Annotated in this window: 2 pseudogenes; one reads left to right on the top strand and one right to left on the bottom strand. The window is 64.8% G+C overall.

The annotated features are described in order from the left end of the window. Positions 1 to 192, bottom strand: a pseudogene (locus tag I5M_RS31965) (hypothetical protein); the annotation flags it as partial. Here I5M_RS31965 and coaA point away from each other — a divergent pair. Continuing rightward, a pseudogene (gene coaA, locus I5M_RS01640) lies at positions 149 to 702 on the top strand (type I pantothenate kinase); the annotation flags it as partial. The pseudogenes I5M_RS31965 and coaA sit on opposite strands and share 44 nt — an antisense overlap.

The raw sequence follows: 702 nt of genomic DNA, 5'->3' as shown, positions 1-702 counted from the left end.
TGCGATCGCGTCCTCACCGATACTGTGCGGGTTGTGGCACCAATCGGTGAAGAAGTGACGCAGCCAGATCTCTTCGCGGCCGGCGATCAGCGCCTCTGGCAGATCGGCGACCTGATGAAACAGGAAGAACCAGTATTCGCGCGCGATGCAGCGCCGCTTCCTCGGCATCGTCGAGCGCAAGATGCCGTTCATCATCGGCGTCGCCGGCTCGGTCGCGGTCGGAAAGTCGACCACCGCGCGCGTGCTGCAGGCGCTGCTGGCGCGTTGGTCGCCGCGCCCGAGCGTCGACCTCGTCACCACCGACGGCTTCCTCTATCCCAACGCGGTGCTGGAACGTGCCGGGCTGATGCAGAAGAAGGGTTTTCCCGAGAGCTACGATCTGCCGGCGCTGCTCGGCTTTCTGTCCGACATCAAGTCAGGCCGCCGCAAGGTCAAGGCGCCGATCTACTCGCATCTCACTTACGACATCGTGCCCAACAAGTTCACTGTGGTGGACCGGCCGGACATCCTGATCGTCGAGGGCGTCAATGTGCTGCAGACCGGCCGGCTGCCGCGCGACGGCCAGGCGGTGCCGGTGGTGTCGGACTTTTTCGACTTCTCGGTGTATCTCGACGCCGACGAGCCGGTGCTGCGCGACTGGTACGTCAAGCGCTTCCTGGCGCTCCGCGACACCGCCTTCCACGACCCGCGGTCCTACTTCCA

The sequence above is a fragment of the Rhodopseudomonas sp. B29 genome (genome assembly GCF_000333455.1).
In the GTDB taxonomy this organism is placed as follows: domain Bacteria; phylum Pseudomonadota; class Alphaproteobacteria; order Rhizobiales; family Xanthobacteraceae; genus Rhodopseudomonas.
Note: the sequence above shows the minus strand (reverse complement) of the source record. Positions and strands in the feature narration are given on the sequence as shown.